The 26,998-nt window shown below is 45.6% G+C and carries 23 protein-coding genes; 12 read left to right on the top strand and 11 right to left on the bottom strand.

Translation table 11 applies throughout. The features are described 5' to 3' along the window. Positions 1-145 precede the first annotated feature (145 nt). From EIP89_RS07955 to lnt, 7 genes are all read right to left on the bottom strand, one after another. The gene (locus EIP89_RS07955) at positions 146-667 is read right to left on the bottom strand and encodes a hypothetical protein (RefSeq protein WP_124398144.1); all 522 of its coding nucleotides are present in this window, start codon (positions 665-667) and stop codon (positions 146-148) included. A gap of 49 nt (positions 668-716) precedes the next feature. After that, positions 717-1,652 carry a UDP-3-O-(3-hydroxymyristoyl)glucosamine N-acyltransferase gene (locus EIP89_RS07950; RefSeq protein ID WP_124398143.1) on the bottom strand — a complete coding sequence of 312 codons (936 nt, stop codon included), beginning with the start codon at positions 1,650-1,652 and terminating at the stop codon, positions 717-719. Then, a complete protein-coding gene (gene leuS, locus EIP89_RS07945; RefSeq protein ID WP_124398142.1) occupies positions 1,652-4,435 on the bottom strand; it encodes a leucine--tRNA ligase in 2,784 nt (927 codons plus the stop codon). Before leuS ends, EIP89_RS07950 begins: the two co-directional genes overlap by 1 nt. Before the next feature lie 63 nt (positions 4,436-4,498). Beyond that, entirely contained in the window at positions 4,499-5,089 is a 591-nt protein-coding gene (locus EIP89_RS07940; RefSeq protein ID WP_124398141.1) for a methyltransferase family protein, read from the bottom strand. Positions 5,090-5,095: 6 nt separating this feature from the next. Next, positions 5,096-5,482 (bottom strand): ApaG domain-containing protein, encoded by a 387-nt coding sequence (locus EIP89_RS07935; protein WP_160160564.1) that lies wholly within the window; start codon positions 5,480-5,482, stop codon positions 5,096-5,098. 36 nt (positions 5,483-5,518) lie between these two features. Continuing rightward, a complete protein-coding gene (locus EIP89_RS07930; RefSeq protein ID WP_124398139.1) occupies positions 5,519-6,112 on the bottom strand; it encodes an LON peptidase substrate-binding domain-containing protein in 594 nt (197 codons plus the stop codon). Positions 6,113-6,167: 55 nt separating this feature from the next. Then, positions 6,168-7,790: an apolipoprotein N-acyltransferase gene (gene lnt / locus EIP89_RS07925; RefSeq protein ID WP_124398138.1), complete on the bottom strand. Its 1,623-nt coding sequence runs from the start codon at positions 7,788-7,790 to the stop codon at positions 6,168-6,170. Positions 7,791-7,938: 148 nt separating this feature from the next. Here lnt and EIP89_RS07920 point away from each other — a divergent pair, with 148 nt between their 5' ends. The 5 genes from EIP89_RS07920 to trhO all read left to right on the top strand — a co-directional run bounded on the left by EIP89_RS07920 (position 7,939) and on the right by trhO (position 13,995). Next, positions 7,939-8,649: a hypothetical protein gene (locus EIP89_RS07920; protein WP_124398137.1), complete on the top strand. Its 711-nt coding sequence runs from the start codon at positions 7,939-7,941 to the stop codon at positions 8,647-8,649. 381 nt (positions 8,650-9,030) lie between these two features. Next, positions 9,031-10,332, top strand: coding sequence for an ammonium transporter (locus EIP89_RS07915; RefSeq protein WP_124398136.1), 1,302 nt, complete (start codon positions 9,031-9,033; stop codon positions 10,330-10,332). Positions 10,333-10,547: 215 nt separating this feature from the next. Further along, complete coding sequence (locus EIP89_RS07910) at positions 10,548-11,516, top strand: tryptophan 2,3-dioxygenase family protein (protein ID WP_124398135.1); 969 nt, start codon at positions 10,548-10,550, stop codon at positions 11,514-11,516. A gap of 23 nt (positions 11,517-11,539) precedes the next feature. Continuing rightward, the gene (locus EIP89_RS07905; RefSeq protein ID WP_245966126.1) at positions 11,540-12,838 is read left to right on the top strand and encodes a M23 family metallopeptidase; all 1,299 of its coding nucleotides are present in this window, start codon (positions 11,540-11,542) and stop codon (positions 12,836-12,838) included. Between the two features lie 65 nt (positions 12,839-12,903). Next, positions 12,904-13,995: an oxygen-dependent tRNA uridine(34) hydroxylase TrhO gene (trhO, locus tag EIP89_RS07900; protein WP_245966125.1), complete on the top strand. Its 1,092-nt coding sequence runs from the start codon at positions 12,904-12,906 to the stop codon at positions 13,993-13,995. A 67-nt stretch (positions 13,996-14,062) separates the two neighbouring features. Here the strand turns inward: trhO and EIP89_RS11490 are convergent, their stop codons facing one another. Then, positions 14,063-14,215: a hypothetical protein gene (locus tag EIP89_RS11490; RefSeq protein WP_160160563.1), complete on the bottom strand. Its 153-nt coding sequence runs from the start codon at positions 14,213-14,215 to the stop codon at positions 14,063-14,065. Positions 14,216-14,716: 501 nt separating this feature from the next. Next, entirely contained in the window at positions 14,717-15,238 is a 522-nt protein-coding gene (locus tag EIP89_RS07895) for a shikimate kinase (RefSeq protein WP_124398134.1), read from the bottom strand. A 138-nt stretch (positions 15,239-15,376) separates the two neighbouring features. Here EIP89_RS07895 and EIP89_RS07890 point away from each other — a divergent pair, with 138 nt between their 5' ends. From EIP89_RS07890 to EIP89_RS07865, 7 genes are read left to right on the top strand one after another with little or no spacing between them, the layout of a single operon-like run. Next, complete coding sequence (locus EIP89_RS07890) at positions 15,377-16,690, top strand: FHA domain-containing serine/threonine-protein kinase (RefSeq protein WP_124398133.1); 1,314 nt, start codon at positions 15,377-15,379, stop codon at positions 16,688-16,690. 1 nt (position 16,691) lies between these two features. Further along, positions 16,692-17,657, top strand: a complete 966-nt coding sequence (locus EIP89_RS07885; protein ID WP_124398132.1) for a vWA domain-containing protein — start codon at positions 16,692-16,694, stop codon at positions 17,655-17,657. Between the two features lie 2 nt (positions 17,658-17,659). Next, positions 17,660-18,412 (top strand): MotA/TolQ/ExbB proton channel family protein, encoded by a 753-nt coding sequence (locus EIP89_RS07880; protein ID WP_124398131.1) that lies wholly within the window; start codon positions 17,660-17,662, stop codon positions 18,410-18,412. A 5-nt stretch (positions 18,413-18,417) separates the two neighbouring features. Continuing rightward, entirely contained in the window at positions 18,418-20,025 is a 1,608-nt protein-coding gene (locus EIP89_RS07875) for an FHA domain-containing protein (protein WP_124398130.1), read from the top strand. Between the two features lie 14 nt (positions 20,026-20,039). Continuing rightward, positions 20,040-21,383, top strand: a complete 1,344-nt coding sequence (locus tag EIP89_RS07870; protein ID WP_124398129.1) for a Stp1/IreP family PP2C-type Ser/Thr phosphatase — start codon at positions 20,040-20,042, stop codon at positions 21,381-21,383. Positions 21,384-21,388: 5 nt separating this feature from the next. Beyond that, positions 21,389-21,538 carry a hypothetical protein gene (locus EIP89_RS11485; protein WP_160160562.1) on the top strand — a complete coding sequence of 50 codons (150 nt, stop codon included), beginning with the start codon at positions 21,389-21,391 and terminating at the stop codon, positions 21,536-21,538. Between the two features lie 21 nt (positions 21,539-21,559). Next, complete coding sequence (locus EIP89_RS07865; RefSeq protein ID WP_124398128.1) at positions 21,560-22,189, top strand: double zinc ribbon and FHA domain-containing protein; 630 nt, start codon at positions 21,560-21,562, stop codon at positions 22,187-22,189. Positions 22,190-22,305: 116 nt separating this feature from the next. Here the strand turns inward: EIP89_RS07865 and EIP89_RS07860 are convergent, their stop codons facing one another. Together EIP89_RS07860 and EIP89_RS07855 are read right to left on the bottom strand one after the other, a co-directional pair. Beyond that, on the bottom strand, positions 22,306-23,625 hold the full coding sequence (locus EIP89_RS07860) for a SusD/RagB family nutrient-binding outer membrane lipoprotein (RefSeq protein ID WP_124398127.1): 1,320 nt from the start codon (positions 23,623-23,625) through the stop codon (positions 22,306-22,308). A gap of 17 nt (positions 23,626-23,642) precedes the next feature. Beyond that, positions 23,643-26,834 (bottom strand): SusC/RagA family TonB-linked outer membrane protein, encoded by a 3,192-nt coding sequence (locus tag EIP89_RS07855; RefSeq protein ID WP_124398126.1) that lies wholly within the window; start codon positions 26,832-26,834, stop codon positions 23,643-23,645. Positions 26,835-26,998: the final 164 nt, after the last annotated feature.

Here is a 26,998-nt window from a genome sequence, read left to right as displayed (position 1 = left end):
ATTTGCCGGGTTGCTGTTTAAAGACTACTCGCCTCACTTAAAATGTCTATGATGGCTCTAATTTACTTCAATTAAGGGTTTTATCAAAATAAAAAAGAAGGCGTCCTTTACTTTTTGGACACCTTCTGTGCAATTTAGGTGAAGCTTATTTTTTGCGAACACTTACTTTAAATGTTGTACTTACGACCTGTCCTGTCGTTTCATCAGGGATGTCTTCCACAAATTCCATATCGATGGTATTTTCGGTGTAACCTTTTACATCGATGTTGATGGTATCTTGTTCAGGACCGATCAAGCGAATTTGCTGGTTGCTCAATACGCTGTATTTGTAGAGATCAAATACGTTTTCAAAGCTTAGAGTGTCGAAAGGAATTTCAGTTCCACCGAGAACGATTTTCACATTAACTGAAGCGCTGGCTGTAGAACTGATTTCCTGAGGATTTGCCTTGAAAGTAGCAACACCTGTAAAGTCTGAACCTGTGCCGATAATATCCACTTGCTGGCCCAGAAAATTGGCTTTGGCAGAGACATCCATTTTGGTAAGTTCCCATCCGCCGACAATGATTTCTGAGAGAGCTTTTTGTTGTGGTTGATCGTTATTATCGCGTTTACAAGCTATGGCGCCAATGAAAAGGGCAGAAAGAAGCGCAATTGTGGTTTTTTTCATAATTGTTTGATTTTTCCTTAAGAACGGCAAAAGTAGATAAAAAGTTACTCTAATCCATTTCAAGACGCTCAATAATCTCCGGAAGTACCCGAATACTCGCTAATTCTCGGTATTTTTTACGTGCATCTTCGGCGGGTGAGCCGAAATAAGTTTTTCCGCCTTCCAAGTCTTTGGTTACACCTGATTGGCCCAGAAGAACCGCTTTTGAACCAATTTTAAGACCAGAAGCTACGCCCACCTGCCCCCAAAGAATGACTTCATCGCCAATGTCCACACAGCCAGCTATGCCAACATGGGATGCGATAAGGCAATTTTTACCGATAATGGTATCATGGCCTATTTGCACTTGGTTATCGATTTTAGTGCCTCGGCCTATAAGGGTAGTAGCAGTTACTCCTCGATCGATGGTACATCCTGCACCTATCTCTACGTTGTCTTCAATGAGCACACCTCCACCGCTGAGCAATCGGTCGTAACCTTCAGGGCGTTTTTTGTAGTAAAACGCATGAGAACCAATGACTGTATTGGGCTGTATGATCACATTGTCGCCAATAGTAGTGTCATTTAGTATGCGTACTCCGCTGTGGATGATACAGTTTTTGCCAATAATCACCCGCTCACCTATTGTTACGTAAGGCTCTACAATTGTGCCTTCGCCTACGCTAGCCTTATCGGAAATAGGTACAGAATTGTACGTTGTGGGGTTGAAGAAACGGGTGAGCTTGTTAAAATCGCGAAAGGGGTCATCGGAGATTAGCAAGCCTTTGCCCTTAGGCACCTCCACCTTTTTGTTTATCAAAATAACAGTGGCAGAGCTTCGAAGTGCTCTGTCGTAATATTTAGGGTGATCGACAAAGACGATATCTCCTGGTTCTACGCGGTGAATTTCGTTAAAGCCAGTGACTATCTGGTCTTTATCGCCTTTGTATTCGCACTGAAGTAAGTTGGCGATTTCAGAAAGGGTATAGGGTCTTGGCAATTTCATCAGACAACGATATTTATTATTCGGCCGGGTACTACAATGACTTTTTTAGGCGTCTTACCGTCGAGGTATTTTGCTGTTTTTGGTTCGGCTAGCACAGCTTCTTCGATCTCTTTTGGTGAAAGCGTTTTAGAGAGCAAAAGGTTAAAGCGCGTTTTTCCATTGAAGCTCACCGGATATTCAAAGGTGTTTTCCACAAGGATTTGTTCGTCCCATATTGGCCACGGTGCCAATAAGACTGACTCTCCAGGTCTCATTTTTTGATAGCACTCTTCTGCAACGTGAGGGGCAAAAGGTGCAAGCAGCACTGCTAGTGGTTCAAGAATTTGCATTTTGTTACACTTCAATGCCGACAACTCGTTTACACAAATCATAAATGCTGAAACGCAAGTGTTGTAGCTGAAGTTTTCAATGTCGAGCGTTACTTTTTTTATGGTTTTATGAAGAATTTTAAGCTCTTCTCTTGTCGGTTCATCGTCTGTAACTGAAAAATTGCCTTTCGGATCGAAGTGCAGGCGCCAATATTTTCTTAAAAAGTTATAAACGCCGGTTATACCGTCGGTATTCCAGGGCTTTGAAAGCTCTATTGGGCCGAGGAACATTTCATATACGCGCAGAGTATCGGCTCCGTACTTTTCAACGATGTCGTCGGGGTTAATTACATTGTATTTTGATTTCGACATTTTTTCCACCTCTCGACCCACCTTATAAGAGCCGTCGTCTTCCGTAATGAATTCGTAATCAGCATACTCTGACCTCCATTGCTTAAACGCATCGATGTTCAAGGTATTGTTTTCAACCAATGATACATCTACATGAAGCGCCTGAGTGTCAAACTGATCTTTTTTGCTGTAGGTGACAAAGCGCTTTTCGCCCTTAATGCGGTACACGAAAGCGCTCATGCCTTGAATCATTCCCTGGTTGATGAGCTTTTGGAAGGGCTCCTCTGTGCTTACATAGCCGAGGTCGTATAGAAATTTATGCCAAAATCGGGCATAGAGCAGATGGCCTGTGGCATGTTCAGAGCCGCCCATGTAGAGATCTACATTCTGCCAGTAGAGTTCAGCTTCTTTTGAAAAAGGGGCATTTGGATTGTGAGGGTCCATATAACGCAGGTAGTACCAACTGCTACCAGCCCAGCCGGGCATAGTGGTGGTTTCAAGAGGCCACCTATTGCCATCCTCATCGGTGTAGTGCCAGTTTTGAGCACGCGCTAAGGGCGGTTCGCCCTCTTCGGTAGGCAAATATTTATCGATAGTGGGGAGTTCGAGCGGGAGTTTATCAACAGGCAATGGATAGGGAATACCGTTTTTGTAATAAATCGGGATAGGCTCGCCCCAATAGCGCTGACGACCAAAGACCGCATCGCGAAGTCGAAAATTTACCTTGCGCTGTCCGATGCCGCGTGCTACCAATTCTTCGATCATGCGCTGTATGGCCTGAGGTACTTGTAAGCCTGAAATGAAATCGGAGTTTACCGAAGTTCCTACTTTTTCTTCATAGGCTTCTTTTGAAAAATCCCAATCAAAACCCGGTTCAATCACCTGGCGAATGGGCAACTGAAACTTCAAAGCAAAGCGATGGTCGCGACCGTCGTGTGCCGGCACAGCCATGATGGCTCCAGTGCCATAGCCGGCTAAGACGTACTCGGCAATGTACACCGGGAGTTTCTCGCCTGTAAACGGATGTATGGCGTAACAACCGGTAAATTGACCTGTAACGGTTTTTACGTCGGCCATGCGGTCGCGCTCGCTGCGCGATTTTACGTACGACCGATAGGCCTCGACGTCTGCTCTGTAAGCATCTGTAGTGATGGCGTCGACCAACTCATGCTCTGGGGCCAAAACCAAAAACGTAGAACCAAAGAGCGTATCTGGCCGAGTGGTAAAAACTGTGATATTGGGACCTTGATCAGTGGCAAATTGGATTAGTGCCCCCTCACTTCGGCCAATCCAATTGCGCTGAGATTCTTTAAGTGCTTCGCTCCAATCGATGGTGTCTAAACCGTTGAGCAATCGCTGCGCGTAGGCTGATATGCGCAGGCTCCACTGCATCATCTTTTTTTGCTCAACCGGATGTCCACCTCTCTCAGAGAGGCCATCTTTTACTTCATCGTTGGCCAGTACGGTTCCAAGCGCCGGGCACCAGTTTACCACGCTCTCTGAGCGATAGGCTAGGCGGTAGTTAAGGAGAATTTCTTGCTTTTTTTCTTCAGAGAAATTCGCCCAATCCTGGGCAGAAAACTCAAGCGGCTCGGTACAGGCTGCGTTGAGCCCATGGGTGCCATTCTTTTCGAAATGCGCAATAAGCGATTGAATGTGCTCGGCTTTATCGGTGTCTTTGTTATACCACGAGTCGAAGAATTTAAGAAAAATCCACTGAGTCCACTTGTAATAAGCTGGATCGCTGGTGCGCACCTCGCGACTCCAATCGTAGCTCAGTCCGAGCTGATCGAGCTGCTGGCGATAGCGCTGAATGTTGCGCTCGGTAGTGATGGCCGGATGTTGCCCTGTTTGTATAGCATACTGCTCAGCCGGCAACCCAAAGCTATCATAGCCCATGGGGTGAAGCACGTTATAGCCCTTGTGGCGCTTGTAGCGCGCGTAAATATCGCTGGCTATGTAGCCGAGTGGATGGCCCACATGAAGCCCTGCTCCTGATGGATAGGGAAACATGTCGAGCACATAGTATTTGGGTTTCGAGGGGTCTTCTTTGGTTTCATAAAGTCGATGTGTGCGCCAGTACTCTACCCAGCGCTTCTCAATGTCGCGATGATTGTATTCCATTACAGCTTGTCAAATTCCATCTTGTGAGCCGCAAAAGTAGCCTATACCAAAGATTAAAAGAGCTTAAGGGTTTCTTATGACAAAGCGCAAGAAGCTCAAGGGATCGTTGGGCAGAAGCATGGGCGTTTGACTGCGGTAGGCAACGTATTTGTCGCCAAATTGCTGAATCAATCGATCCTCTTCCAACGCAGCACCTATGATGACATATAATGAGGTGATTGTGAGTAAAATGAGATTCTTTTCTGAAGGTATGGCTATAAACAATCCTGCTAACAAGGCAATAGTAGCAAAATACAAAGGATGCCGTAAGTGACGGTAAATGCCATTTACGATCAATGGAGTGTTTTCGGTTGTTTGAAAACCCAAAAATTCAGAGATACGCACTCTGCGGAAGGAAAGCACAAAAACCCGAAGCGACAGCAAAGCCAACGTCAAGAAGACAAACCGGCCAACAATACCGGTGTTAAAAAAATTATTAGAGGCACTTTTAAGATAAAAATTCAATGGTATTGCTAACAGTACAACTGATAAGAGCGAATAGAAAAGTCGATAATTCTGTACAGAAAGATGTTGGATAAAAAATCTTTTCACCGCCAGAGACGCCAAAAGCGAATGCATGAAGTAATAGAACACCAAACTCAGGGCTAACTTCATTCTTTATCAGTTTAAAATGTGACTGGCTATCAACTGAAATTCAGGAAATTCTATCTTAAAAAGCCTAGAATCTTCAGACGATATTAAAGTATAATACCCTTTTATTTTACCAATGAAACTCCTGAAATGCAACAACGTAGAGTAAGAGAACGAACAGTTGGGCAATATTAAGGGCACCTGCCCGGTGAAACCCTCACCCGATAGCTCACTCGACTGCAAATAGAGGTCTTTAATTTCCCAATGCCTATTGGTGAGCAACAGAGGAAAGTCATTGTAATTCCGAATCACAATTTCTTGATTGAAAACAAAAACAGGCCCTAAATGGGTCTTGAGCCGCGCAACAAATTGCGCTGAATGCTGTATTTCGATACCGTTCTGGATGTGAAGAAACACTTTTAGCCACTTATTAACATTCAGCTAATATAGCAACTAATTCAAATAAATGGAATGATATGTATTTTTTTCTTGGATTTCAATGAGTTTCAGGTATTTTATGAAACTCCTCAAATAAGAAACGCGAGACTCAAAGGTTGAGCACTTTACATATTCAATTTTTTCAGCTTCGCTCATTGGAAGTTTTAGAGCCAACTGGTGCAAAGTGATGGTATCGACAAAGAAATATTGCTCATCGCGAATTTCTTTGTATTGCTCAAATTCAAAGAGAAGAGCCTTCGGACACAAGTAATCGTCAAAGAGCAGTTCCTCTACCAGCCCTCCTGGATACAGGCTGTCTGCATCGTACGAAGAAATAAACTTCTTTAAGTAAAACAGCTCTTTGCACTTCACGATGATGTCAGCTTCACCTCCAGGGTAGCGCTTGGTAACGTCGATAATTTCGACCAGACTTCCTAAGTTTCTGGTATTGAGCGGACTTGCTAGTACGATGCCAAATTGCCGATCTCCCTTTAATATGTCTTTTAGCAATTGTTTATAGCGCTCCTCATAAATGTGTAAATCAGCTGACTCTCCTGGCAGCAAAAACAACCGCAGTGGAAAAAGCCTTATCTTTTGAAAATTAGACATGTACTCTCGTAGTTATTCAAATACTTAAACCGCGTAAACGTCTGACTGTTCGGCATCAAGTTTCTATTTTTTTCTTTCTTAATGCATAAGCCAAGGTATACAATACCAAAAAACCCGACAGAAACCAGGATACCCGCGAAATCACATCGCCAGTAGCCGTAAAGAAGGTCTGCTCCGTGAGCAAAGGAATGTCAGCTGCCAGCGCACCAGCAGATTTATAAGGAAGCGCTTGCACAATATCTCCTCTCGAATTGATCACGGCTGAAATTCCCGTATTAGCGCTGCGGGCTATCCATCGGCGATTTTCTACTGCTCTAAGACGAGCATACTGCAAGTGCTGCCTATGGCCCGCCGTGTTTCCCCACCAATCGTCGTTAGTAATAATGGAAATAAAATTCGCGCCATTTCTTACAAAAAGGCTAACAAACTCTGGAAAAACAGATTCAAAACAAATGACCGAAGATGTGCCTGAACCATTGACCGAATGCAGAAATACCGTGCGCTCCTTTTGAATGCCATGTGTACCTGTGGTGCCACCAAACGATCCCACGGCTTGCTCAAGCAAAGGCTTGAGCAGCGTAGAAAAGGGAAAGTGCTCAACCCCTACCACAAGTTTCGACTTGTGGTAAAATTTCGGTTGATATACCTCGCCAAAAAAAGCAGCCGCATTGAACACATCATACCACGCTTCGGCATTGGCATATTTGCGAGCAGTTGGGGTAACCTTAGCCGGATCTGTGTAACTCGTATAGGTAGAAGCACCTAACAACAGATTTACTCTAGGATATTGGTCCTTAAAAGCATTGAGCAACTGGTAATCGGGATGATACCTTGCAGCACTCTCTTCGATAGGCTCAGGCAGCATGGTCTCAGGGCCGATGACCCATTCGGTCGTGCTGTCCATTTTAGACTGCGCTAATTCAATAAATCGTTGAATTTGAAATGTTTGTGGCAAATCAAATTTCTCTGTGTAGGCATCAAAATTTGGCTGAACGATCACTACTCGCGTGCTACCGACCGGGTTGTCAACATAAGTATTGTATTTGTAAAGGCTATAAACAACCGGAAGACCTATCCAGAGCACAATGCTAATGTAACTAAAGGCCAAACGCCGGAAAGGTGTTGATTTTTTTAAATACTGTTTAAACACATGATAAATCAAGATATTTACAATCCAAATCCAAAGAGTACCTCCAGAAACACTTGTAATGTCGTACCACTGAACCCACTCCGGATAATGGGCAAAGGCATTTCCTAACGTAAGCCATGGCCAGCTCATCTCCCAGTCTTGGTGAAAATTTTCAAAGGCCAGCCAAAACGCCACCAAAGCAATCCAGCCCCTTTTTGGCCCAAGCACATGTCTTACTTTGTGCGCTGCCAAAAACACTAGCGCCATTAGTGCGGCATTGAAGGTGCATACTGCCACTACCCCACTCCAGTGGGCATTCCATATCCAGCTGGTGACGAATAAATTAAATAAAGCGAAAGCGACATACATCGTAAACCAAACCCTGAAGGCCCGATAGCGCTTGGGTTCTGAATTAGAAACAACTTCATACAACCAAAGCAAAGGCACAAAGGCAATAAAAATGAACAGTGGAAAGCCCCTATCGGGCCAAGATGCCCATAAAAGCAAAGGCGTAGCAAGCACCGGCCAGTATTTTCTAATGAAATTCATTATCAACCGTCTATCGGGCTCAAAAGTAAGTCGATGCTTCTTTATTGGTTTGTTAAGGATTGTCAATAGCTGTATGGAAGTAATACTGCATTTGCAGTATCGAATTAAATGGTATGCAATGGGAAGTTTGTAAAAAATGAACTAAAAAATGTATCGGGCATTACTATTGGTATGGATGCTTGTTGCCGGCAGTATAGCCTCAGGTCAGAAATTATTTGACTTTTACATTGGATATAACATGCCGGTACTAACAAAAATCCCTGAATATTTTAAAAACGTAAACGCCGATTATCAGCAGACTTACCCTGACCAGGGAGAATTTGCCTTATCACCGGTAGGCACAGGTTACTTTTGGGGATTGCGCATGAATTTCGGCGATGATTTTGGCAATGGAATACCCGTATCGTTGGAATATAATTATTATCGTAAGCGCAACTACAGCAACGAAGCCTACTTTCCCGATCGAAATTTGATAGGACAATACCGAATGCGGTACGGTTGCCACTCGGTGGGCTTCGTGTTTGGTGGGGAGGGTTCTTTCCTGCGCTTTGGCATCCATTACAACTTTGGGAATGTACACTTGCAGAAAAAGTTTTACCCCAGAGATGAATTTGAAAATGGTAAATGGGTCGATTACGTTGAAACCATACAACTTTTGTATTGGAAAGGACCCATACACGATGGCTTGAATCTCAGCCTCATTCTGCGCTGGCGGTTTCTTGAGATTCGACCGTACTACATGTTTACGTTCGAAGAGTTTAACTACCCTGACTATACAAACAGGCGCGATTATGCGCTTTCTATGAGCAACTATGGTTTCACGGCCAGCATCGTCTTTACGAGGTTTAAAAAGTCCTGATTCGAACACTTTCTGATGACCTTGTAACAGCAATTTCTTTGAAATCTCGGCCATCCATTTATTGTAAATGCAAATCTCTGCACTAAGCCCTTGCTGATCGAAAGTTTACAAATTAACACAATACAACCGGACGTCAACTTTCTTCCATCTATAAGTGCTCCATGCGTAAAAAATTAAAAGTTTTGCGATTGTCTTTTAAAGTTCTAAAACCCGATTTGAAATATTTATTTTTATCTCACCCCCTATTTTCGTAGGGGTATGTCTGATTTTAAATGTATTTTTTTGGCTTTTTAATGAATTTTTTAAGGGGGTACTTGCATATTTAATGCATTATTCTCCAGATTCCATTAATATTGCTTTCGCAATCAAAACCCCTTGACCATGTCAGAAAAAAGAAAACTATTAGTTGTACGTAGCATCGTGTTTCTCCTTTTTGCCATTGCTGCATTAGCTGCCATACTCCCAACCCCGCATCCAGAGGGCGAATATTCAGCAACTACCGGCGATGTAGCATGGATGATCACTTCAGCTGGATTAGTCTTACTGATGACGCCTGGACTATCCTTTTTTTACGGTGGAATGGTGCGGCCAAAAAACATTATTTCCACCTTACTTCAAAGTTTTGTGGCGCTTGGCATCATCACCTTTTTGTGGTATGCAGTGGGCTTTAGTTTGGCATTTGGCGATTCCTTAGGCGGATTCATCGGAAATCCTTTGACCTATGCCTTTTTTAAAGACGTCGGCACAGCCCAGCATCCGGTATTGGGCAGCGGATTGCCATTTGTGCTTTTTGCAGCCTTTCAGATGAAGTTTGCCATTATTACGCCAGCGCTCATCACAGGCAGCTTTGCAGAGCGAATTCGGTTCTGGGCATATTTGGTGTTTATGATGTTGTTTTCCCTGCTGGTGTATTGCCCTCTGGCGCACTGGACCTGGCATCCTGATGGTTTCTTGGCTAAATGGGGTGTGCTCGATTTTGCTGGAGGCACGGTGGTACATATATCAGCGGGCGTAGCTGCATTAGCAGGTGCCATTCACATGGGCCCAAGACGCGACACTACACCGGCACCCATCAACATTCCATATGTAATTCTCGGCACGGGCTTGCTTTGGTTCGGCTGGTTTGGCTTTAATTCAGGATCAGCCCTGGGAGCAAACGCTCTGGCAGTCGATGCATTTATCAATACACATCTAGCAAGTGCATCGGCACTGATAGGCTGGGTGCTCACCGATGTGTACCGTGGCAGAAAAATCAGCGCTCTGGGCGCTTGCATTGGAGCGGTGGTTGGACTGGTAGCCATTACACCGGCAGCAGGTTTTGTGGGCTATGGAGCTTCACTTTTTATTGGTTTTACCTCTGCCATCATTAGCAACTATGCCGTTCGGAGGCGAGAGCGCTCATCGCTCGACGATACGCTCGATGTGTTTCCTTGTCATGGTGTTGGCGGCATTTCGGGAATGATATTTACCGCTGTTTTTGCTCGTGTAGGTGGACTGATTACCGGTTCTACTGAGCTGTTTCTTGCTCATTTAGCCGCTCTGGTCGTCGTAGTTGCTTTTGTCTTTGGAGTTTCGTGGCTTCTGTATAAACTCACCGAACGCATTATTCCCATGCGTGTGTCAGAAGCACAAGAAATTGACGGACTCGACCTTACCCAACACAGAGAATCTGTACTAGTTTAGTAAGCGCACAGTATTATACTCTTTAATGCGCTGAAAGCTTGGAGTTTTCAGCGCATTTTTTATGAAAAATCGAGCAGAAAGTATAAGATTTTTTCTCCTTACAGATAGTGATCTATTCTTACGAAGCTCTTAGTATTCTGTGTTAACTACCTTTTATCAGGGTATTTTCATAGTGTAAAGACTACCTTTGCAAAAAACTGAAGCCAAACAAAATCATGGATTTTAGCCCCGAACTGGTCGAACGCATCGAAAAGCTCTCAGCCAAATACAAGGCCAGCGGACAAGACCTCATCGCTTTTCTCGACGGTCTGCTCTATGCCGACTATCTCACTTACTGGAATTACATCCACCTCGATACGCTGCTGAGCCTCCAAAATCCCAGGACTCCATTACACGATGAGCCCATCTTCATCATGTATCACCAGATCACGGAACTCTATTTCAAGCTTACTCTTCACGAAATCAATAAGTTAGCTGATACTCCAGACGCTTCCTTAGAAGAAGTGAAAATGCGCCTACAGCGTATGAATCGCTATTTCGATGCGCTTACGCACTCCTTTGAAATCATGAACGAAGGGATGGAGCGCGAGCAATTTTTAAAATTCCGCCTTTCACTGATTCCGGCCAGCGGCTTCCAGAGCGCTCAGTATCGTATGATTGAAATCGGGGCTACGCACTTCATTCGACTTGTGGATAAAGAATACCGCGAGCAACTGGCTTCAAAAAACGCCTCCATCGAAGAGATGTACGAATATATTTACTGGAAAAAAGGTGCTATCGTAGAAGCTACAGGCGAGAAAACCCTCACCCTGCGCCAATTTGAAGAAAAGTACAGCCAAGAGCTCATCCATATGGCCAAGACTTTTGTGGGGCGCACTCTTTGGGATCATTACCTCCGCCTCGAAAATCTCGGTCGCGCCGACGAGGAGCTGAAAATGCTCTACCGCGCATTTGATCTGAATGTGAATGTGAATTGGCCCTTGCAGCACTACAAGTCTGCCGTGACCTATCTGGCCCGAAGACCCAACGACATAGCTGCAACTGGTGGCACCAACTGGCAGAAGTACTTACCACCTCGCTTTCAAAAACGCATCTTTTATCCCGATCTTTGGTCGCAAACCGAGATTGAAGAATGGGGCAAGTCGTGGGTAAAAAAACATCTAGCCCAGCATCAAATTGATTAATCACCAAAAAAAAACAACCACCGTTGAATAAAAAAGTCCTGAAACGAACCGCTCTTTTACTACTTTTCTTATTCGCACTGATCTCTTTTAAACTCATCATTACAAAAATCTCCAATTCCGAGGATACCGAACTAGAAGAAGAAATCGCTGAAGAAGCAGAAATCTTTTTCCACGGCCTCTCACTTTCCGATTACGATACTGCCACTGTCACTGTACGTACAGGCGACATATTGCCAAAAGCTCTGGCCCGAGCTAACATCGCTGCAGCCACAGCGCAGCGTGTATCCTTGCTCGCCATGGACTACCTCCGACCGGTTGAGATCGTTCCGGGTCAAGCGATTCGCATTTTCGTCAGTAGGGCTGATAGCCTGCCTACTTATGCGGTATATGAAGTGAATCCGGCCAAAAAGGTAGTGATGCGACTTACCGACAGCCTCTACGCCTACCAAGAGCTAAAACAAGTTGTAACCTCACAACGCACCATAGGCGCCATTATTCAAAGCTCTTTGTATCAAGACCTTGTCGATCAAGGCGTGCCTGCTACAGTGGTTGTGCGTCTCGCTGACCTCTATTCCTGGTCCATCGACTTCTTCAAAATACAACCCAACGACTCCATTAAGCTCATTTACGAGCAGCAGATGGTGGACGACAGCATCCCCATGGGTACCGGCAAAATTTTAGCTGCTGTGCTTTTTCACAAAAACAAGCCTCACTACGGCTTTTACTACCGCTCTGCCGACGGAGCCATCGACGGCTACTACAACGAACAAGCCGAAGCCCTCAAGAGCTTTTTCTTAAAGGCACCTCTTAATTTCTTCCGCATCACCTCGCGCTACAATCTTCGCAGATTCCACCCTGTACTAAAAACTACTCGCCCTCACTTAGGTACAGATTATGCGGCTCCACATGGCACACCCATCATGACTACTGCCGACGGCATAATTGAAGCCATGGGATACACTGCAGGCAACGGCAATTACGTAAAAGTAAAGCACAACAAAACCTACTCAACGCAATACCTCCACATGAGTCGCTTCAAGGCTGGCCTGCGCGTAGGCTCGCGCGTCAAGCAAGGCGACATCATCGGCTACGTCGGCAGCACAGGTCTTGCCACCGGCCCGCACGTATGTTATCGATTCTGGAAAAACGGCAAGCAAGTAGATCCCCTATCCATCGACTTGCCCGTAGCCAAGCCTATGGACGACAAGTACAAGGCTGCCTATCTTCAGTCTATCGCCCGTACCCGCCAGCAGCTCGACTCCTACCACATTGCACCACCAGCTGCCCAAGATGAATCTAAACCCCTGGCCAGCAATCGATAAAAACCAAAACTTAAACCCAACTGCACTACGTCTTATCTGTTTAATTGTCATAAAACATTACCCTTTTGAGCCTATATTTTTGCGACCACTCTGCTGATAGCCATAAGAATATGGATCCTAACGCACACAAGAAAGCACGACTGGTAAATCGACTAAGCCGCGAAGAGCTCCTGAAAAAACTCGAAAGCGAAACCTTTCGTCGCATCACGCTCTCCTTTTATCGCTACGTGATTATCGACAATCCCGACCAGATGCGTGACCGACTCTTCGAAATGTGGAGCCGGCTCAACTGCCTCGGACGCATCTACGTAGCCCACGAAGGCATTAACGCACAGATGAATGTACCCGAGCATTACTTCGACCAATTTAAACAAGAACTCTACGCCATACCCGAGTTCGAAAACATCCCCTTTAAAATAGCTGTAGAACACGACAACAAATCCTTTATAAAGCTCACCGTGAAGGTGCGCAAGAAAATCGTAGCCGATGGCCTGAACGACGACGAATACGACGTGACCAACGTAGGCCGCCACCTCACCGCAAGAGAATGGAATGAAATGATGAAGCTGCCCAACGTAAAAATTGTAGACATGCGCAACTTCTACGAAAGCGAAGTGGGCCATTTCGAAGGGGCACTCCTGCCACAGGCTGAAACCTTCCGCGAGGAGCTGCCTGAAGTACTCAACATGCTGCGCGGCTGCGAAGACGACCCCATCCTACTCTACTGCACCGGCGGCATTCGCTGCGAAAAGGCCTCAGCCTACCTGCGCCACCACGGCTTTAAAAACGTAAACCAGCTGCACGGCGGCATCATCGACTACTATCGCCAAGTAAAAGAAGAAGGCCTCGAAAACCGCTTCCGCGGCAAAAACTTCGTCTTCGACAATCGCTTGGGCGAACACATCAGCTCAGAGGTCATCGCCACATGCCACCAGTGCGGCAAGCCTTGCGATACCCATCGCAACTGTGCCAACAAGGCCTGCAACATCCTCTTCCTTCAGTGCGACGATTGTGCCCGCGAGTACGAAGGCACCTGCTCCCCCGCTTGCCAAGAGGTAATACACCTACCCCTCGAAGAGCAGAAAAAACTCCTCCGCCAGGTGAAGCAGCGCAAGACCTTCATGCGCTACCGCCGTTGGAAACCCGAGTGTTCTTAGTTTTTCATTTTTCTTATTTGGGCGTGTCCCTCGCAGGTTGCCCTATCGGGCAGCTGCTCGGGCCGGGCTATCCGCTCATATTCGCCTTGCGGGTGGGGGTGGCACATCCTACTTGCCCAATCAAGAGGCTGTAAATCCACCACACCAGGGCTGCGTTGTCTGCCCTTCGGGCCAGCCAGCCTCGCCCTGGTGCCACTGTGCCCCACCCGCTGCGGCTCATATCCGCTTCTATCCCTCACGCGGTAGCGGCCTCAGGCCGCTTTTAAAAACTTTGTACTTTAACTTTAACTAAAACTGGGGACACAGATTTTTACAGATCCAATTACAGATTTGAGCAGATCCATTTTACTCACCCTAAATCTCTCTCATTGCGTCCGCAGGTCATAGAGAGCCACAGATGCCGACAAAGCTCTTAAGAGCTTTCGTCGGTAGGGGGGATGGGGTGGTGAGTAAAAAAAAAGCATTCATCGATATGGCCAGAGATGTGAGTTTCATTTTTTATCACCCTTCCTCGCGTGAGGCATGCGAAGGGCGCGCGCCAGCGCGGGGCGAAGGCGTAGCAGAGCGGAGCCGTAGCACGGAAGCGAAGCGTACCCCGGAGCACGCCGACCCGAACGACTGAGCGAAGCGAAGGAGGTGAGGGGCACGCCCAAAAAAAAATAAAAAAAACTCATCCCTTTAAAGGGAGCTGTTTAGCAATGGTGACGTGACCAAGTTGTAATTAGGGATGTACGCTCAATTTCTCAAGTAATTTGCTCACAATGGACTCCACATCTCCATTGGCATCAATGGTAATGTGCGCCTTCTGATAATAGGGCATGCGTTCAAAGAGATGCTTCGCAATGTATTCGGAGAGGAAATCGTCTTCTATATCAGCGATTAATGGGCGATTTTGCTTTTCTGGTAAAAGACGTTGACTAAGCGTAGTGGGCGAACACTGAAAGTAGATGCTGGTAGAATGCGCGTTTATGACGTCAATATTGTCGTAATAACAAGGCGTACCGCCACCAGAGGCTAAGATGTAAGAGGGATTTTGCAGAACGACGTTGAGCGCCTTTTGCTCGCATTCGCGGAAAAAGATCTCTCCTTTTTTCTGAATCATGTAAGGTACTGTCATACCAAACATCTGGCCGATTACCTCGTCCAGATCCCAAAAGGGAAGTTTCATCTCGTTAGCAAGGATTCGACCTATGGTTGTCTTACCAGAACCCATGTAACCGAGCAGAACAATTTTTTTCTGCATCCCCCGAAAATTTTTGCAAATTTCTTACATACTAAACTTTTAAACCAAATAGAAGCCATTGATTTAAGCTTCCATTGCTTTTTTTCAAAAAATACGGCATTTGTATGAAGTAAGTCTTCGCTCAGATATAAAAGTTTTGTGAGCAAACTCACTGTAATGACAGCTGTGCCTGAGAAAGTGATTTTTTACGAAGGTGACCTCATCGACCGCTATCAGGTCGATAAGTTTCTGGGTGAAGGCACGTTTGGCATTGTGGTAAAAGCAAAGAACAGAACTACAGACAGCACTGTAGCGCTCAAAATTATGAAGTTTTGGGAGCTGATGCCGGAGGAGAGAAAGACCTTCGGCCAGCGCTTTGAGCGCGAATACACTTGTGGCCAGATCGACAGCCCATTTTTGGTAAGATCTATAGACAAAGGAGAGCATAAAGGCAATCCTTTCATGGTAATGGAGTATTGTGCCGGTGGTTCTCTGGAAAAGCTCGTGATCAACTACAGCTCCTACGACGAAGTGGATCGCCTGGCCGTTCAATGCCTACTGGGCTTAAAAGCGTTACATGAAAATGGCGTGATACACCGCGATCTAAAGCCCGTAAACATTTTAATGGACGCCGAGGGCAATGCAAAGCTCACTGACTTTGGGATCGCTGGTTTTCAGAATGCGCGCATGACGCGCCGAAACTTTCTCGGGCATGCTGAGGCTGTATTTGGCACCTACGCCTACATGCCGCCAGAGCAGCTTAATCAGAAAATTTCCTTCAAAGCCATGAGTCCGGCTACCGACTTGTTTTCGTTTGGAGCTACATTCTACGAAATTCTAACCGGCAAGCTGCCTTTCGGCCCTCTTGAAAGCGAAGAACACATCGGCCCATATGTGCTTCGCGCCAACAAAGGCCAGTGGGATGATGCCCGCATGCACTTACCTGGCATCCCTGATCATTGGACAGGAATTTTTGAAAAATCACTACATCATGACTATAAAAAGCGCGCCCAAAGCGCCAACGAACTACTAGATATGCTCAATGCCTCTGACCACAAGAGCAATCAGCACATACACTTCGACCAGCACATTGTAGGTCTGGAAGTGATGCATGGCGACGAACCGGGACGCATTTACAATCTCTCGCGCCAGGCTGAGCTCACCGGTGATATCATCTACATAGGCTGGTACAATCCGGAGTGGCCACAGGCCAACCACATCGGCATCGTAGAGCACCACACCAGCTACATCAGCCGGTTTCATGCCACGATTATTCGAGATCGAGTGCACAAAAAATGGCTGATCAGCGACGGACAAACACGCATAGATGTGACCAATGGCCAATACAGACCCAGTACCAACGGAACCTTGGTAAATGGTGTAGAAGCCGGACAGCAGGGCATAGAGCTCCACATTGGCGACATCATCACCTTTGGCGACACCACCTTAAAAGTGATAGTAAAACACCGGTGATATGGCCAAAAAGGAACTTCAGGTATTTTCCATCTCCTTCCTCGACCTGCTATCCGGTGCTCTGGCCGCAGTGATCATCCTCTTTGTGATCGTTCCAAAAATGGACATCAAAAGCAAAGATGCTGCCGATGCCTTAAAAGATTTGGGTATAGAGGTGCAAGACTTAAAGCAAAAGATGCAACAGCTGGAGAATTCGGTTGATAAAAAAGTGCTGCAGCAAATCATGCAGCAAATGGAAAAGGTGGAAAAAGAACTCCAACAAGCCGTTCAAAATACGCAACAGCTAAAAGAACAAGTCGAAAAACTTCAAGCTCAAGTAGAAGACTTGAAAAAGTACAAACAATGGATGGACAACTGTGGGCTGACATTACAAAGCAACTGCCCGCCGAAAAAAACACCTACTCGAGGTTTCAGCTTCCGCGGCAAGTCCATCGTCTTTGTGGTAGATGTATCGGGCAGCATGATTAGCAACAACTTCAACGAAGATCGACTCAGCCCCGTAAAAGCCGGTCTGCGCATGCTCATTTCGACGATGGACGAATCCTACAATGTGGATGTCATGCGTTTTCCTTATCAGAGCGACTGTGATAATAAGGCCAATTTTGGCGCGCTACAGCCCATGACCGAAGCAAATAAAGAGTCGCTGAGCCAGTTTATTCGCACTTTCAAGGCCAAAGGCGGTACTCCCATCCGCGAAGCATTGGAATATGTGATGAACACCTACACCGGCCTAACCGACATTGTGCTGATGACCGACGGTGAGCCCGGTTGCCGCCAAGGTGACGACTCCAACAAACTTTCGGAAGAAATCCTCGCCTTCATGCGCCAGCGCAATCCCGGCAATATTCAGGTCAACGCCATCGGAGTTGGTCGCGACTTTTTCGACGATCCCAATGCTATTAAGGTCAAATTTCTCGAACGCCTGACGCAAGAAAATGGCAATGGTTTTCTCATAAAATTCGATTGAGTATGAACAACCGATTTACGCGCATCCTCATCTCAGCCGCAGCAGCGGTAGTACTGATGGTCATATTGGCGCTGTTTTACACCACCACTGAAGAAGGCACCGGAGCACGGCGTATAGCCATTTTGCTAGGTGGCGAATTGCCGGCTGGCATTGTGCAGGGAGTTACCTACTTTATTTTCTTTTTTGGAGTAATGGAACTATGGGCCATTAGCCGGGAAATCACGGAAGAGGAAAAAGCCTACACCTTCCGCCTTCTTCCCGAAAAAGAGCAATACGTGCTCTCTCCGGCTGACGTGGCACAAATAAAACTCGAAGCCATCAGCAGGGAAAAGTACCGCAAGTACTTCCTCACCGATATGATCAAAAAGGCGTGTACAAAGTTTCGCGCCAACAAATCCACTTCCGAAGCCCTCGAAATCGTAACCAGCCAAAGCAAAATCAACATGGCCGATGCCGAATCGCGCCAGAGCTACATCCGCTACGCTGCTTGGGCCATTCCTTCGGTAGGCTTTATTGGCACCATTATCGGCATCGCTCAATCGCTCGGCTTTGCCAACGAAGCCATGACGCCTGAAGGCATCGCCAAAGTGACCTCAGCGCTTAACATAGCCTTTGACACCACATTGGTGGCGCTCTTTCTCAGCCTGATTCTGATGCTGTACATCCACAGCGTGCAGGAACGGCTCGAGCGCTTTCACATACGACTGGAAGAATACGTAATCGAAAACCTCATTAACCGCATTTATAAAGAATAAACAACATGGAACGAGCTACACAAAACATGACCGGCGCAGCCAAATTTCGCCAATCCATCGGAGCAGGCTTTAGCGCTCTGAGCGGTAGTACCAACTACTTTAGCCTCGAATTTTTGACCTCTGACGATTTTCATAAGGCCGGCAGCCGCGAAGATGTGATAGTAAACTACATCGAAATCGGTCGCGACGCCTCCTGCGGCATCCGCATCAGCGACAAGTACCCCACCGTGAGCCGAAAACATGCCGCCATTCAGAAGGAAGGTAGCCAATATGTACTCATTCATCTCTCTAAGAGCAACCCTACCCTACTTAACGGCCGGCCGGTGCAAAACCGCTGGTATCTGCAAAACGGCGACACCATTCAGCTCAGCCTCGAAGGGCCCAAAATGACCTTCCTGATACCGAAAAACAACAAGGCCAACTCCATCAGCCTCACCCGTCGCCTATCGCTCTTTGGCAAGCAAGCCCTGCGACCCTACAAAACAGCTCTGGCTGTGATGTCTGTATTGCTGCTGCTTACATTGAGCGGTGGAGGCTATTACATCTGGCAGGATAGTCTTAAGGACAAGCAATTTCAACAAGAATTGGCCGATGCTGTGAAGCGCGCTACCGAACTGGAACAAAAAAGCAAGCAACAAAGCGATTCTCTAATGGCTGCACTGGGGTATTCACAGCAGGAAATTAAAGATTTGAGAAATAAAGTAGCCAGGATACCTAAAACACCTTCTACAGTTACACCACCTCCTGCTCAACCTTCAAAAACAAACACTGAGGAGGCTCAAGAATTAATAAAAAATGTTATCAACGATGTATTATTTATGAAAACGACAATGTCATTAAAAACCGGCACAAACACAATCGAATTAATGAGTGGCTCCTGTACTTGTTTTTTGACAAATGAAAATAAAATAGTCACAGCAAAACATTGTGTTACTCCCACGTATTTGCTAGTCGATTTCGATGATATTGAGCATATTTTTCTTAATAAAGAAGAAATATTAGCAAATATTTTACTTTATGAAAAAAAGGCACTAGATATCAGGTATGAAATATTCTCTCCCGATGGCAAAAGGTTTACATTCACGTATAACGATGTAAAAGGGACCGGTAACAAACAAGAAAAAATCATCGTAGATATTAGTAAACCATCAGATAGTCGACAGCAACAAATCTATGAATTCCTTGCAAAAATTTTTGGTGCAAACCCTAATGATCCTTCCTTTAAACTTCCACTTTTAGTAGATGATATGAATGATGGAGATTGGGCATATTTCGAAGTAAATCAGTCGGGGAATATTGAAATTGATCGAGAATTGTCAAAGAGTTTAAAATACATGACACCTCTATATGTATTCGGTTATCCAGCTGGATATGGAGCAAATATATCGAAAAGCTCTTTTAAACCCATTTATGGAGAAGCTGTATCTACCATTGATGGCTTAGACGACAATACTGGATACATTTTTGCTGCATCAATGGGTACCACGCAAGGTAACTCTGGAGGGCCAATATTTACGATGAAAGATGGAAAAATAAAGGCGGTTGGTATAGTTTCCGGAAAATTTAGAAATACCATTTCTGTTTACACTCCTGTCTCCCAAATTCCCAAATAAATACCCTAATTGCCATGAAATACCGCATCACGGCGCGCACACATCAAGGGCTGGTTCGCGATCACAACGAAGACAACTTCATCCTAAACCCCGACAAGCGTTTTGACAACTGGTACTTCGATGCCAGCCGCCTTTACGACATAAAAGAAAGCGTTGCCCTGTGGGTAGTGGCTGACGGCATGGGCGGGGCTAATGCCGGTGAAGTAGCTTCTGAACTGGCCGTGATGCATATGAAAAAAGCCTTTTCTGGCTTCGATTCAAAAAAGACTGACCCTTCAGATTTTCTCAAAAATGCTGTCGTAGAAGCCAATAAAAAAATTTATGAAGCCGCTCAATCTGATACAGGAAAAAGCGGAATGGGCACTACGCTTGTAGCTGCCCTCGCCTTGGGCGATCAGCTTCACATTGCCTGGGTGGGCGACAGCCGTGCGTACCTTTTTAGAAACGGAACTCTTCGACCCATTACAAAAGACCACTCCTTTGTACAGCAATTGGTAGATGCCGGCAAGATTACCCCTGAAGAAGCCTTTTACCACCCTCAGGGCAATATCATCCTCCAATCCCTCGGCGGTGAACCTGGCAAAGTAAAACCAGACCTCACCTCTCTACAGATGAAAGCCGGCGACCGCGTGCTCCTCTGCACCGACGGACTCCACGGCATGCTGCAAGATGCAGTGATTCAAGACATACTCACTCACTATTCCGACTTTGAAGACGCAGCCAATCAACTCATCGAGGCCACACTAACCGAAGGTGCTCATGATAATGTCACCCTCATACTGGCCGAAATCGTACAAGTACCGGTAGGCACTTCATTTGACAAGCCTGCTGACATCCGTCGAAACTCCCTTCGCACCATTAAGAGCGAACAGGAAACTGATCATGCCCAGCCAACTGAAACAAAAGAAAACAATCGACTTCCCATCTTAATGCTGTTTGGCATATTAGTCCTGGTATTTGCTGCCGGAATTTTAGTGCCGTGGAAAACGATTTTCTCAACTACTACAGATTCAGATTCTACCAGAACAGATTCCGCGCAGGTCGTTAATCCTACTGATACCACTCATGCAAATTCACCTATAGAACCGATTAAGCCAAAGCCATCTGATCCAAATACTCAAAGTCCCCCCACATCAAATAATCAGAAAAAACCACCACAGTCTTCATCCGAACCGATTCCGGTCGTTCGCCAAACACCCCTGCCGACTACCATCCCGGTGCAGGATACTCCTGTGAATGTAAAACCCATCTCCCCACCAAGCGAAAAAGATACTTTAAGCAAAAAACCTATTGATTTACAAAAAAAACCACCTCAGGAGGACAGTACTGCTACATTTGAAAAGAAAACCAAACTCTGAAAATCGTGGCAATAGAAGAAGGACCTGACAAAAAACCCAAAACTAAAAGATGCCCAAACTGCGGCACGGCTAATGACATAAAAGCCAAGCGTTGCAAACGTTGTAACTATCCATTTGAGGAAGAAGACAGTCCACCACCTACCCCCTCCACCTGATCAAATAATACTCAACGCCCTATGACCGATAAACCTGTACGCTGCCCTAACTGCGGATACGCCAATGAGCCTCGCAATCATCGCTGCAAGCGCTGTAACTATCCGCTTCGTGAGGAAGATTCATCCATGCCCTCACCATCTCCCTCTTCAGCTCCTGTGAATGCCACCGTAGTGGGCAAATCAGCCAATATTGACCCCTGGGATATGGACAATAGTCGTCCCGTGAGTCAGCAGCTTCCGCCACAAGACCCACCGCATAAAGCACCTGCAAATGCAGCAGTGCCGGCTGAATTTTCAGCCCCATCGCCCAAAGCCCGTAAGCTCGAAGTAAATAAAACCATCGACCCGTCGCGCATGGCCCTATTTGAGAAAAACGTGCTTAAACTCGTTCGCATACCAAAGGAGGGTGAAAAAGAAGCTACTCTGGAATTTGAAGGCGAAAAAATCATTTTAACCCGAGATAATACCGACCCGGGCAATATGACCATAACCTCACGCGAGCAGGCTGCATTGGAATATAAAGACGGCAAATGGATGCTCTCTGATCGCAGCGCGTTGCAAACCACCTACATACGCGTTAATCAGCCTACTGAACTCAAAAATGGCGATGTGATCTTACTTGGAAACAGAGCTTTTCGAGTTGAATTTTAACTCTAGCATACTACCATCGATCTGAAGGAAATCACCATAATTAGGTATTAAATACAATGAAGTATTACAAATAAAAAAGCCGGCAATGAAGCCGGCCTTTTTCTTTTAAAGAAATCTTACTCATCCCACCAGTGACGCTTCAGGAAAGCATCGTTTCCGGTAAGATTGATAAAGTTGTCGTTGTACAATCTTTCAGACTCTGGATAGGGCAAACGACGTGGAATGGCTGGAAGGTTAGCGCCTGACACAGGAGTGAGTGTTGGAAGATCCGTTCTTCTCCAGTCAGTCCAAGCCTCAACGTGTGAAAACATCGCTACATACTTTTCATACATAATGTCAGCCAAAGTCGGATTAGCAGGCAGGTTATTTGTGTATGTAGTTATGTCAGCAGCAGCTACACCGAGGTAGGTCATGTTTGCTTCCACGGCATCTACCAAATCCTGGCGAGTAAATGTGCCAGCACGAAACTTGGCCTCAGCAATGATGAATTTGGTTTCGTGGTTGGTGATGAAGGGAAGTGGAGAAGTTTGACTGCCATAGAAGGGCATTGTAGAAGAGTCCGCAGAACGATAGAGCGGAATACGCGGATCGTTCTTTGCCCTCATCATGTCATACATTGTACCTGTTTGAGTAATATATCCAAGGCGCTGAGTATTAAACTGAAACCAAGGATTTGTGTTGGGTGGACCGGCGAATACCATTTGAGCATTTTCAGCATTGGCTGAAATTCCCTGGTTTGCAAAAGAGATGACATTTGTTGGATTAAACCCTGACTTTTTACTCAAGTGAAGGGCATAGCGTGCTTTCAATGAATAGGCAGTCTTAATCCAGCGGTTAAGATTACCTCCGAAAACTAGATCTTCGCTACCAGGCTTCAAGGGACTTACGGGATTTTGAAGCTCAGAAATTGCTTCATCCAATAAATCCTGAATAGTGCTGTAAATCTGCTCTTGAGAATCGTATCTTGGGTTGAGGTTGTCAGCACCCTTAAATGCTTCAGAATAGGGAATGTCGCCCCAAACATCGGTAAATAATCCAAGATACATGGCCATCATTACTTTAGCCACACCGGAGTAGTTAGGCGAAGAGCCTGCCGTTTTTTCAATGATAATAGAAAGGTCTTTCATGCCTCCGGAATATCCGTTTGGACCCCACGGCTGATCGAATTCACTTTCGCCTATCTGAGCATAACGCTGGTGTGCAAGTGATTGACGGTCAGTTCCGGTCATTTGCTGAATAAACAAAGAAGTCAAACGCGGCAGAACATCACCCTGTGCCAAAGCATATGACACCTGAGCACTGGGTAACAGCACACGAACAGATACATCCGAAGGACGAGCCGGATCTTCGGTGTAGTCTTCTAACCACTTCTTAGAACAGCTTACTGTAAGGCCTACTGCAAGGAGTGATGTTAGAAAAAGATTTAATTTTTTCATATCACAAAAATTTTAAATTAGAAATTAGCTTTTATACCCAGGATGTAACCTCTTGTATTGGGCATGTTAAAGTAGTCAGCACCCTGGCTGTTGGTAGCACCTGAAAGGTTGGTTTCTGGATCAATACCAGTGTACTTGGTGAAAAGAAGTAGGTTTCTTCCTGTAAAATTAACGCTAAGACCCTTGATGAATTTAGAACCTTCAAACGCTTTGCTTGGGAAGGTGTAAGCAAGAGTCAATTGACGAAGACGAACCCATGATCCATCTTCAATATAAGGACGGCTGGCACCAGTGAAACCAGACAAGGGTCCGAGTGCATAAGACAGGTGATTGTTTGGAATCGGGGTGGTGTTTGGTTTACCTGATACATCTTCTCCATTGATAATTGTACCAGGAGCATACACCCCACTATTTCCTTTTACAACATCGTTGAAAACAAAGGTTCCGTTTCTGTCGCCTCCTACATCAGCATGGGTACCAAAGTAGTAGAGTGCTCCTCTTGTACCATTCCAGATGTCACCACCCTGGCGGATATCCCATACCATGTTGAGCGACCAGTTTTTGTAATTTAAACCACCAGTGATACCCATGAGCCAATCGGGGTTGGGATCACCTACTTTTACTTCTGTTGGAGAATAAATAGGATAACCGTTTTCATCGATTAATACATTGCCGTTTTCATCTCTTTGCCAGTCATCGCCGAAGAGCGTACCGTAAGCTTCTCCAACCATTAAGCGCTGGTTAGCACCGAAGAAACCCCATGGAAGGTTGATAACGTCAACACCCGGAGCGAGTTCCAGTACTCTGTTGCGATACCATGTGTACACTACTCCAAGGTCAGCTGACCAATCTTTGCTTTCAAACAAGCGATAGTTGGCTGATATCTCCCAACCTCTGTTTCTCATTCTACCGATGTTTTGGAACATCTGATCAAAACCTGAAGTAGAAGCAACAGGAACTGCCACAATCAGATCTGTAGAAAGTTTATCGTACCAGGTGATGTCCAAGTTTAGTCTGTTATCCAACAAGCCAAGGTCAACTCCAACTTCGGTGGTAGTTGTGAATTCTGGTCCAAGAGCAGGATTTCCTAAAGTATTTCCCAAGGTAAATCCAGTAGCTCCACGGAAGGGGAATTGAATTCCATCAATCCAGCCAGAAAGTGAAGATGCGCGGTTGTAATAAGTTCTGTTTGATCCAAAAGATGGCTCCAGACCTACTCTTGCCCATGATGCTCTGAACTTACCTCTGGAGATAAGACCTTCGTTCAATCCGAAAGTCTCGCTAAACAACCATGAGTAACTGGCTGATGGATAGAAGATCACTTTACTTACATCACCAAAGGTAGATGCCTGATCACCACGTGCTGTTAGAGTCACGAAGTGCGCATCGTCCCAAGACAACTGCACCTCTCCGAAGAGACCCGCGAGTCTTCTTCTATCGACGCCTTGAGAAGCAATAACAGTAGAAGCGTTGCTAAGGTTGTAGAAGTTTTCTATTGAGAGGTTATCGCCCTGAACATATACGTTGTCGAGCAGACGCTGATTCACGTTCCAGCCCACGAGGTACTGAGTCTTAAGTCTCTCATAGCTTTTTCTTGCAGTAATGATCAGGTCGCTGTTCCATTCGTGGTATTTGTAATTGTCTTCGATCAAACGTCCGTTTACGGCTGTTCTAGATTGCAGGGCCAAAATCTGCGTGCGTCGATCGTGATAGAAGTCGGTACCTAATCTCCACATTACACTAAGCCACTCAACTGGAACATAATCAATCTGGAAGTTACCCTGCAGACGGTTTACGTTGTCGAAGAAGGGGTTTTTGTTGATAGTCCAGTAGGGGTTGTCGTATCCAGTAAAATATCTGCGCTGGGTTCCATCTGGATTTATATAGGCTCTTTCATCTGTAGGATCAGTTACCCCATTTGAATTGTCAAAAGAAGGGGGTGTTCTTAAAAGACCGAGCATTAGACCAGAAGTATTGGAACCTTGCTGAATTCTACGGCCACCTGAATTTACATAATTAGCTGAAGCAGACACCTTTAAAGTGTTTGTAACACGAGCACCTCCTGAGAGTCGAATGGATGTACGCTGGAAATTATTTAAAGGAATAATACCATTTTCAGTCAGGTTAGCAACTGAAAGTGCGTATGAAGTTCGATCGTTTCCTCCTGACAGACTTACGCTGTTATTAACTCTGCTACCTCTCTGGAAGAAAGTATATGGATCATATGACCGAGCAGTTCCCTTAGAACCTGGAACCATCAAAGAATCAATATCAGTCAGTTGGCCATTAGGCAAAAATCCCAGTTCGCTAATTTTTGGACCCCAAGAAAACTGAGAGAGTGACTGACCAAACAAGCGTAACTGTCCGGCAAAACCTTGAGCATATTCATTTTGAAGTTTAGGAAGTTTGTTTACCTCCATTAGTTCGAATGAACCTGAATACTCAATTTGGAAAGGTCTGTTGAAGGCTCCTTTTTTGGTAGTAATCAGGATTACCCCATTGGCCCCTCGAGTACCGTAAAGTGCAGCTGCAGCACCTCCTTTTAGTACGGTTACTGATTCGATATCATCTGGGTTAATGTCTATTGCTCGGTTTGAAAGTGCAACACCAGCTCTGAGGTCAGAAGTCAAGAGCTGTGAGTTGTTAATGGGAACACCATCCACTACAAAAAGGGGCTGGTTATCGTTTTGGGTGAAGGTAGATTGACCTCTCACACGGATGTAACTCGAAGCACCAGCAGCACCACTCGAGTTAATCACCTGAATACCAGAGGCCTTAGCTGAGAGACCTGTTACCATGTTGGCTTCACCCGAAGCAGCTACTGCATTACCTTTTACCTCTTCTACTGAGTAACCTACAGCCTTGCGTTCACGCTCAATACCGAGGGCTGATACAACTACCTCTTTGAGTTGCTGGGTTTGTGGCTGCAGATCGATCACCATGTTAGGCTGTGCAGCTACTTCCCGAGTTTGCATGCCTAGTGAGCTTACTACTAAGATGGCTCCTTGCTTCACACGGATCTCAAAGCGCCCATCAAAGTTTGTGGCTGTGGCATTTTTGGTGCCTTTTTCTACTACGGTAGCACCTGGCAGCGTCTCACCGGTATTAGCTGCCCGCACTACACCACTTACTCTTATCTCCTGGGCATAAGCAGTCGCCATTCCCAGAAATAAGAGAAGGGTAACGAGTAAACTTCTCTTTTTTCTCATTTGTGTAAATTTTGTGTTATACGCAAGGGCGAAGATGAGGGAATTTCTCAAAAATTACAATGCTTGCATAAATTTTTTTTTAACTGAAATTTAATTTAAATCCATATTTGTTACCAAATCTTTAATAAACTTTATGTAAGCTTTTGTGCAAAAAATGGATTTTT

Origin of the sequence: Thermaurantimonas aggregans (genome assembly GCF_003851885.1) — a bacterium.
Taxonomy (GTDB): Bacteria; Bacteroidota; Bacteroidia; order Flavobacteriales; family Schleiferiaceae; genus Thermaurantimonas; species Thermaurantimonas aggregans.
The sequence above is the reverse complement of the archived record's forward strand: the minus strand, read 5'-3'. Positions and strand labels throughout refer to the sequence as shown.